General features: G+C 49.7%; 7 protein-coding genes and 1 pseudogene. All 8 read right to left on the bottom strand.

From position 1 onward, the window contains the following. The coding region (locus ACTHR7_RS03770) for a collagen-flanked surface repeat-containing protein (protein WP_440370346.1) at positions 1 to 1805 on the bottom strand (1805 nt) is incomplete at its 3' end. A gap of 81 nt (positions 1806 to 1886) precedes the next feature. Beyond that, positions 1887 to 2183, bottom strand: a pseudogene (locus tag ACTHR7_RS03765) (ESPR domain-containing protein); the annotation flags it as partial. Positions 2184 to 2948: 765 nt separating this feature from the next. After that, on the bottom strand, positions 2949 to 3077 hold the full coding sequence (locus ACTHR7_RS03760) for a hypothetical protein (protein ID WP_256388401.1): 129 nt from the start codon (positions 3075 to 3077) through the stop codon (positions 2949 to 2951). Positions 3078 to 3279: 202 nt separating this feature from the next. Further along, positions 3280 to 4860 (bottom strand): bifunctional phosphoribosylaminoimidazolecarboxamide formyltransferase/IMP cyclohydrolase, encoded by a 1581-nt coding sequence (gene purH / locus ACTHR7_RS03755; RefSeq protein ID WP_070585032.1) that lies wholly within the window; start codon positions 4858 to 4860, stop codon positions 3280 to 3282. Between the two features lie 277 nt (positions 4861 to 5137). Beyond that, positions 5138 to 6013 (bottom strand): DMT family transporter, encoded by an 876-nt coding sequence (locus ACTHR7_RS03750; RefSeq protein WP_070459340.1) that lies wholly within the window; start codon positions 6011 to 6013, stop codon positions 5138 to 5140. A gap of 180 nt (positions 6014 to 6193) precedes the next feature. Beyond that, a complete protein-coding gene (locus ACTHR7_RS03745) occupies positions 6194 to 6433 on the bottom strand; it encodes a Fis family transcriptional regulator (RefSeq protein ID WP_070459344.1) in 240 nt (79 codons plus the stop codon). A 70-nt stretch (positions 6434 to 6503) separates the two neighbouring features. Continuing rightward, the gene (gene dusB, locus ACTHR7_RS03740) at positions 6504 to 7508 is read right to left on the bottom strand and encodes a tRNA dihydrouridine synthase DusB (RefSeq protein WP_440370343.1); all 1005 of its coding nucleotides are present in this window, start codon (positions 7506 to 7508) and stop codon (positions 6504 to 6506) included. Positions 7509 to 7639: 131 nt separating this feature from the next. Then, entirely contained in the window at positions 7640 to 8290 is a 651-nt protein-coding gene (locus ACTHR7_RS03735) for a site-2 protease family protein (protein WP_293203642.1), read from the bottom strand. Between the last annotated feature and the right edge of the window lie 74 nt (positions 8291 to 8364).

The raw sequence follows: 8364 nt of genomic DNA, 5'->3' as shown, positions 1-8364 counted from the left end.
CCTTTTTCGCCAGCGGCGCCAGTGTCACCTTTTTCGCCTTTTTCGCCAGCGGCGCCAGTGTCACCTTTTTCGCCTTTAGCACCGGTAGCACCGTCTTTACCATCTTTACCGTTTTTACCGTCTTTAACGATGGTAGTAGTCACTGAGCCATCACCTTCATTGGTAATAGTGATGGTATGAGTACCGTCATTATTGTTTACAACAGTACCTGTAACGCTGCTACCGTTCAGGCCGTTTTCACCGGTATCACCTTTTTCGCCTTTGTCGCCTTTAGGACCAGTATCACCAGTATCACCTTTAGCACCAGCAGCACCAGTATCGCCTTTTTCGCCTTTAGCACCAGCAGGACCAGTATCGCCTTTTTCGCCTTTAGGGCCAGCAGGACCAGCATCACCTTTTTCGCCTTTAGCACCACCACCTACTACGCTCAGGGTGTATTCGTTAGTGCCGTTTGAAGTCATTTTCAGACCTTCACCGGCGATCAGTTTCAGGGTGTTATTGCCATTTGATTTAGGATCGTATGTGTATCTACCTACATCTGGTGAGCTACCGCTCTCATTGTGGCCTGAGAATACAAACGGATTCAGATTTTCGATGCGGCTTGCTACGGCAAACAATTGAGAGCCGTTGATTGCATCGGTAGAAGTTGCAGAAATACGGCCTGCGGCAACGTTTTGGATTTGACGTTCTTTACCTACAGAACCTACAGACAATACTGCGCCGTTATTTAAACCGCTGGTTGCGCCTGCGAAACCACCGTAAGTGTAGCCGCCAACAGTACCACTGTTGGTAGGTACGAATTTGCTGGTTGTAGAACCGTTACCCAGAGCTACGCTGTTTTCGATAGTAGATTTAGCTTCAGTACCCAAAGCCAGAGTGTTTCTAGCTGTTGCTTGAGCATCGTTACCCAGAGCAGTTGCATATTCACCGCCATTGGCTTGAGCGCCACGGCCTAATGCAATCGCTTGCGTAGAAGCAGCGTTACTTTGTACACCCAATGCCACTGCGTATCGAGCACCTGCTTTAGCAGCAGGACCGAATGCAGCCGCAGAAGTACCATCAGCTACGGAACCACGACCGATAGCTACGTCAGAACCTTGTTTCGCTTGAGCGTCGCCACCCAATGCTAATGCGCCGTTTTGCAGGGCTTGGGCGCGCTCACCGACAGCAATTGCTACGATACCGGTTGCTTGAGCTTCTGTACCGACTGCGATTGCCGAACCGGCATTGTTTACTGAGCCTTCCGCATTAGTACCGGCAGAAGTACCATTGGCTTTCGCACCATGGCCTACTGCAACGTCGGAAGCTTGTTGGGCATTTGACTTAGAGCCTACAGCAATAGAGTTATTACCAACTGCTTGAGCAGCTTCAGCCGGAGTCATTGAACCACCGACGGCAACAGAGTTCACACCAGCAGCATTAGCTGATGTACCGCCAGCAAAAGAGGCTGTACCAGTTGCTTTAGATGCAGCACCGACTGCGGTAGCACGCTCAGCTGAAGCAGCAGAATAACCACCTAATGCAGTTGCCGAACGACCAGAAGCATTAGATTGGACACCAACCGCAACGGCATTATCAACACTTGCAGCAGCGTTCTTACCTGTCGCAACCGTATTGGCTGCAGATGCATTTGCATTAAGACCAACAGCTACTGCTGCGGTACCAGTACCTTTATCAGCACCAGCTGGTACTTCACCACCAGCTTTTGCATTTTGACCAAGAGCAACTGCGGAATCCGCACTAGCGCTAGAGTATGAACCGATGCCAACAGATTGAACACCCAATGCACTTGCTGATGTAGCCATAGCAAGTGCATGGTCTTTGCTTGCTACAGTGTCTCTACCAATAGAAATAGCATCGGTCCACTTGGCAGTAGCATTTCTACCAATCGCAATTGTGTGTTGATGTGAGGCAGTTGCGTTAGCGCCTACAGCGACAGCTTCGCGTCCAGCAGCAGGGTTTTTCACACCATTCGGCCAAAGATTAACTGCATCATTAGTAGCAAGATCAGAACCAGCAATTGCACTACCGGACGCCATCAAAGCACCTGCCGCTGCAACTGCAGCAGCTACGGCTTTACGCTTGTCAGAAGCGGATTTTTTGCCGTGTGCATGGCTAATCTCGGAAACCGCGGTCCATGTCTGGGTCGCGTGGTTCCAAATGACTTTAAAGACTTTATTCATATCGATTTTCCTGTAAGGGGTTTGATTTCTTTTGGGACGTGTTGCTCGGCTGTAAACCGCCTGTCCACACATTTGCCGCATTTCAGAGTTTCCCCTTTATGCGGTTTCATGCCGTAATCTCGTGTATGCAATTCCCGTGCCAAAAGTCTCTACTCGGCCGAATAGCAGCTAAAAGCCTGTTTTATGGGATTTTATGCTGATACATTTACAGAAGCTTGTGAAGTTTGGGAAACGATGTGCCGTTTTTTGTCAGCTTGTTTCTTAACAAGTCACTTTTTGTCAACTTCCTTCAATGCATTCGGAATCCTTGTCCAAATTTTATATGCGTTTGGTTTCGCAAATCAACTCTTCCGATAAAGTGTTATTTTTTCTCCCTCAACGGTAATCCCCGTTAGATTTACTTGTTGCTTTATTTAAACGCTTTTTCTAGCTATTTGATTTTACGTTTTTATTCTCAAACAATAATGATTATTAAATAATATATAATTTAGATAGTTTCTATTGCAATAGATTTGAATATTGGATTTATTTAGGTAATTAATGAAATTTGTATTGAAAATTGGTTTGAAACGTGTAATGGCTTTGCATAGCCTGTTTTTAGACGGCCTTGACCTTTCCTAACATATAAATAGTGCGCAAATGACACGAATTTATGCGCTATTAAGCCGATAGATAACATTAAAAAGGCAAGTGTAAAACTTGCCTTTACGTTTGGGATTTGTTTGTTCTCTATTGTAGAAAACTGTGTTGTTTTTTCAGACGGCCTTACCAACGGAATGTTTGGGTCACGCCTGCGGAAGCGCCGTTGTTGCCGGCATAGCCGTAGCCTCCGGTATGGCTGGAGGCGCAGGCGGTGAGTGTGGCGAGGGTAAGGATGAGGAGGATGTGTTTCATGTTTCTTGCTCTGAGTGGGTTGGGTTTTAGGCTTGTGTGGCGTTGTGTTGCCGTATTAATCGGGCTGGCTAGAGCTTGGTTGCTTTGTCCTGATTTACAGTTAGGCCGCTAAATTGTTTGATGATTGAAGAAGGCCGTCTGAAAACTGGTTTCATGATATTGAAACTTTGTTTTCAGACGGCCTTTATTTTATATCAGCTTATTAGTGGCGGAAATGACGGATGCCGGTGACGACCATGGCGATGCCGTGTTCGTCCGCTGCGTCAAAGACTTCTTGGTCGCGCATGGAGCCTGCGGGATGGATGATGGCTTTGATGCCCTGCTCGGCAATGACATCTACGCCGTCGCGGAATGGGAAGAAGGCATCGGAAGCGGCACATGCGCCGTTGAGATTGAGATTGGCATCTTGCGCTTTGCGGGCGGCGATGCGGGTGCTGTCCACGCGGCTCATTTGGCCTGCGCCGATGCCGTAGGTTTGACCGCCTTTGCCGAAGACGATGGCGTTGGATTTGACGTATTTTGCGACGTTCCATACAAACATCAGGTCGTTCCATTCTTGCTCGGTCGGTTGGCGTTTGGAGACGATTTTCAAATCGGCGCGGCTGATGCGGTGGATATCGGGGGTTTGCACCAATAGTCCGCCGCCGACGCGTTTGAGTTCGAAGCGGTTGGCACCTGCTTCAAGCGGCACTTCCAATACGCGCACGTTTTTCTTGGCGGCGGCGATTTCGAGGGCTTCGGCGGTGAATTTCGGCGCCATAAGGACTTCCATAAATTGGTTGTCGGTAATTTGTTTGACGGTTTCGCCGTCAACTTCGCGGTTGAAGGCAATGATGCCGCCGAATGCGCTGGTGGTGTCGGTGGCGTAAGCGAGTTTGTATGCATCCAAGGTATTGGAGGCGATGGCTACGCCGCACGGATTGGCGTGTTTCACAATCACGCAGGCTGGCGCGTCAAAGGATTTGACGGCTTCCCATGCGGCATCGGCATCGGCGATGTTGTTGTAAGACAATTCTTTGCCTTGCAGCTGTTTGTAGGCGGAAAGGCTGCCCGCGGCTGGGTAAATATCGCGGTAGAACGCGGCGCGTTGGTGCGGATTTTCGCCGTAGCGCATATCTTGCACTTTAATCCAGCTTTGGTTGAACTGGCTCGGGAATTCGCCGATTTGGGGCTGGCCGCTCAAGACGTCGTCTGAAAGCGAGGTCAGGTAGTTGGAAATCATGCCGTCGTATTGGGCGGTATGGCTGAATGCTTTGCGTGAGAGGTTGAAACGGGTTTTGTCGCTCAATGCGCCGTTGTTGGCTTCGAGTTCGACGGCGATGGCCGGGAAATCGGCGGTATCGGTAACGATGGCGACGTGTTTCCAGTTTTTCGCGGCAGAACGCACCATGGTCGGGCCGCCGATGTCGATGTTTTCAATCGCGTCTTCCAGCGTGCAGTTTGGTTTGGCGATGGTGGCGGCGAAGGGGTAGAGGTTGACGCACACGAGGTCGATGTTGCCGATGCCGTGTTCTTCCATCTTGGCGACGTGTTCGTCCAAATCGCGACGGCCGAGGATACCGCCGTGGATTTTCGGATGCAGGGTTTTCACGCGGCCGTCGAGCATTTCGGGAAAGCCGGTATAGTCGGCAACTTCGATAACGGGAACGCCTGCATCAGCCAAGAGTTTTGCTGTACCGCCGGTAGAGAGAATTTCAACACCGAGCTTGGTCAGGGTTTGGGCAAATTCGACTGCGCCTGTCTTGTCGGATAGGCTGATCAGGGCGCGTTTGATGGAAGACATTTGGATTTCCTTTGTTGAAGGTTTAATCAGTATGGGATGAAATTTCAGGGCGGTATTATCCTCCAGTTTCGCATTTTTGGCAGTAGGTTTTTACAAATATTGTTAACAATTTTATTGCAAAAGGCCGTCTGAAACTTGGTTTCAGACGGCCTTTTGCTTTTACCTATTTAAATCCCATTTTCTTTTAAAAGTAGGGAAATAATGTGTTTCATAGAAATTTTCCCAAAATGTTTTATTGAAAATAATACTGCTTACTTGAGGCCGTCTGAAACCGTTTTCAGACGGCCTTTTTATGTTTGTTGCTCACACGCGTCAGCATACCGGCGACAAAAGTGGACGCAATAACGACGGTAATGCCCATCGCAGACATGGTACTTAAATGTTCGCCCAAAATTAACACCGCCATGATAACGCCGATGACCGGCTCAAGCGAGATCAGTAGGCCGGAGACGTTGGCAGGGACTGTGTTCATGCCTTTGTTCCACAACAGATAGGCAAGCCAACTGCAACCAATCCCCATATACAAAACCGACAGCGTACCGCCCCATGACCAATTGATTTGATAACTGTCTGCCAACACCAGCGAAAACGGCAGGCACAACACCGCCGCCACCGCCATGGAAGCCGCGGTAAATGCAGGCGCACCAATACGGACAATCATCTGCTGGCTCGGACGTATCACGCCTGCAAAACCGAATCCTGCAAGTAAAATCAGCAAACAGCCGAACCAGTCAATCGTACCGCCCTCTTCCGCGCCGCCCATTACCATCATGCCCACGCCGGCAAACGCCACCGCGCAGCAAATCCAGTGGTAAAGTTTGGCTTTGTCGTTGAAGAAGAAATGACCGACAAAGACCACCAGCAAAGGCTCCAACCCCACCATGGTAACCGCGCTGGCGGCAGATGTATATTTCAAACCGATAAACTGGAGCATCAAAACGACAACGTAGTTGACAAAGGAAATCCACAACAACGGCTTCCATTCGCTCCGCGGAATCCTGCCCAAATGACGGCGGCACGACGGCAGCACCATCAATGCGGCAATCAACAATCGCGCCTCAACCATCAGCGTCGGATCGAGCATCTCGTAGGAATATTTGGCAGCGATAAACGAGCTGCCCCAGATTAACAGTGCGAGTATTTGGTAAAGCATGGTTCAACTCATGGTAAAAAAATTAATCGTTTCTTCTCTGGTCTTCAGACGGCCTGAAGCCTTTTCAAGCTGTTTTTATTTTGATTGTGTCAACAAATCCAAAAATATCCAACTAATGGATGAATGACCCGGCCGGCTCTTTCATGATAGGTAGGCAGCAATGCACCCTATTCCTCTCTATTACAACAAACCATGCTGCTGCAGCTTTTTACGCAGGGTATTGCGGTTTAACCCCAAAATGGCCGCCGCTTTAGATTGGTTGCCGCCGCATTGTTCCATCACGCAAATTAGCATCGGCTTTTCGACTTGGTGCAACACCATATCGTACACGCCGCAAGGTTCCGTACCATCCAAGTCTTTGAAGTATTGTCGTAAGTTTTGTTCAATACATTGCGCAATGTCAGTAGTCGTTTGATTCATCGTGATATCTTTCTTTGAGTTTGTTTTTAAATAGATTTATTTTTTAGATGATAAGGCCGTCTGAAACTCTTCAGCTTTCCCGATAGTGGCATACCCAGCGGTCGGTTTTCTCCGAAAGCGTCTCAAGATAGGCGGCAAGGGTATCGTATTGTGCTGCGGCGCTGTCCAAGCGGTTGATTTCCCGGCGTGTTTGTTCGCCTTCGGGCATTTCGTCGATGTACCAGCCGATGTGTTTTCGGGCGATGCGTACTCCGGCAATTTCTCCATAAAATTCATGCATGGCGCGGATGTGGTTCAAAATGGTGGTATTGCATTCTGCCAAGCTCAAGGCTGGCGGCAAAACGCCGTGTTCGGCGTAATGTTTTAAATCACGGAAAAGCCACGGCCTGCCTTGTGCGCCGCGCCCTATCATGATGCCGTCTGCGGCAGTTTGCTTGAGGACGGCGGCGGCTTTTTGCGGCGAGGTAATATCGCCGTTGACCCAAACGGGGATGTTCAGACGGCCTTTGGTTTCGGCAATCAGTTCGTAACGCGCTTCGCCTTTGTACATCTGCGTACGGGTGCGGCCATGGATGGCAAGGGCTGCGATGCCTGATTCTTCGGCAATTTTGGCGATGGTCGGCAAATTTTGATGTTCGTCATGCCAGCCCAAACGGGTTTTGAGGGTAACGGGTACGTCCACCGCGTTGACAACGGCTTCCAAGATTTCGGCAACCAAAGGCTCGTTTTGCATCAATGCGCTGCCTGCCTGCACATTGCAGACTTTTTTGGCCGGGCAGCCCATGTTTATATCAATGACCTGCGCGCCCAAGCCGACGTTATAACGCGCGGCTTCTGCCATCTGCTGCGGATCGCTGCCGGCAATCTGCACAGCCACCACTCCGCCCTCGCCTTCAAAATTGCTGCGGCGCAAGGTTTTTTTGGTATGGCGCAAGCTCGGATCGCTGGTCAGCATTTCGCATACCGCCCACCCTGCACCAAACTCGCGGCAAATCCGGCGGAACGGTTTGTCCGTAATACCTGCCATGGGGGCAAGTGCGATGGGGTTGTCAATGAAATAGCCGCCGATGTGCATAATGTGTGCGCCAAATTGAAAGGGCTGAGATTGTACAATTTTTAAGCAACTTTTCCAATCGTATTTACATGTTGCACAATGAAAAAGGCCGTCTGAAACTGAGTTTCAGACGGCCTTTTCAGCCACAACATTTAAATAAACAGCATGACAACCATCTGCACTGCTGTCTGAATCATGGCAATAATCGGCCAAATCAGTTTGGCCAGCAGGCCGGTAAACAAAAGAATCAGGATAATCCATGTACCGTATGGCTCGATTTTACGGAACTGCATGGACTGCTTGGCGTTAAGGAAGGTATCGAGAAAAATACCGCCGTCCCAAGGCAATATCGGAATCAGGCTGAATGCGACCCAAATCGAGTTCACCATCACGCCGTAACCTGCCATCTGCACCAACGGCGCTTGATAAGACTCAGGCACATACGCGGAAAATACGACGACAAAACCCCAAAAGAACGCCAAAATCAGATTGGCTATCGGACCCGAAATCGACACCCAACGCCACGCGCGGCGCGGATCACGGAAATTGCGCGAATCGATGGGCATAGGACGCGCCCAGCCGAACAGAAAACTGCCTATCATCAGACACACCAGCGGCACGACAATCGTACCGACAGGATCGATGTGTGGCAGCGGATTGAGGGTTAAACGCCCAAACTGCTCGCCGGTATGGTCGCCCCAATACCGCGCCGTATAACCGCGTGCCACTTCGCGCACGGTAATGGCCAACAACACGGGCAATACTGCCAGCAGAAATACGCCTAAATCAAAATTTGCAAACATGGTTTTCCTTATCAAACATGCCGTCTGAAAACAGAAAATATCCTTAAATATCCTTTCAGACGGCCTGAGGCTTT

Origin of the sequence: Neisseria sp. P0007.S010 (assembly GCF_051962875.1) — a bacterium.
Classification (GTDB): Bacteria; Pseudomonadota; Gammaproteobacteria; order Burkholderiales; family Neisseriaceae; genus Neisseria; species Neisseria subflava_A.
Note: the sequence above shows the minus strand (reverse complement) of the source record. Positions and strands in the feature narration are given on the sequence as shown.

Excerpts from the sequence above, each read along its gene's own strand:
- ACTHR7_RS03760 (WP_256388401.1), bottom strand. The coding sequence starts at position 3,077 with ATGAAACACATCCTCCTCATCCTTACCCTCGCCACACTCACCGCCTGC.
- purH (WP_070585032.1), bottom strand. The coding sequence starts at position 4,860 with ATGTCTTCCATCAAACGCGCCCTGATCAGCCTATCCGACAAGACAGGC.
- ACTHR7_RS03750 (WP_070459340.1), bottom strand. The coding sequence starts at position 6,013 with ATGCTTTACCAAATACTCGCACTGTTAATCTGGGGCAGCTCGTTTATC.
- ACTHR7_RS03745 (WP_070459344.1), bottom strand. The coding sequence starts at position 6,433 with ATGAATCAAACGACTACTGACATTGCGCAATGTATTGAACAAAACTTA.
- dusB (WP_440370343.1), bottom strand. The coding sequence starts at position 7,508 with ATGCACATCGGCGGCTATTTCATTGACAACCCCATCGCACTTGCCCCC.
- ACTHR7_RS03735 (WP_293203642.1), bottom strand. The coding sequence starts at position 8,290 with ATGTTTGCAAATTTTGATTTAGGCGTATTTCTGCTGGCAGTATTGCCC.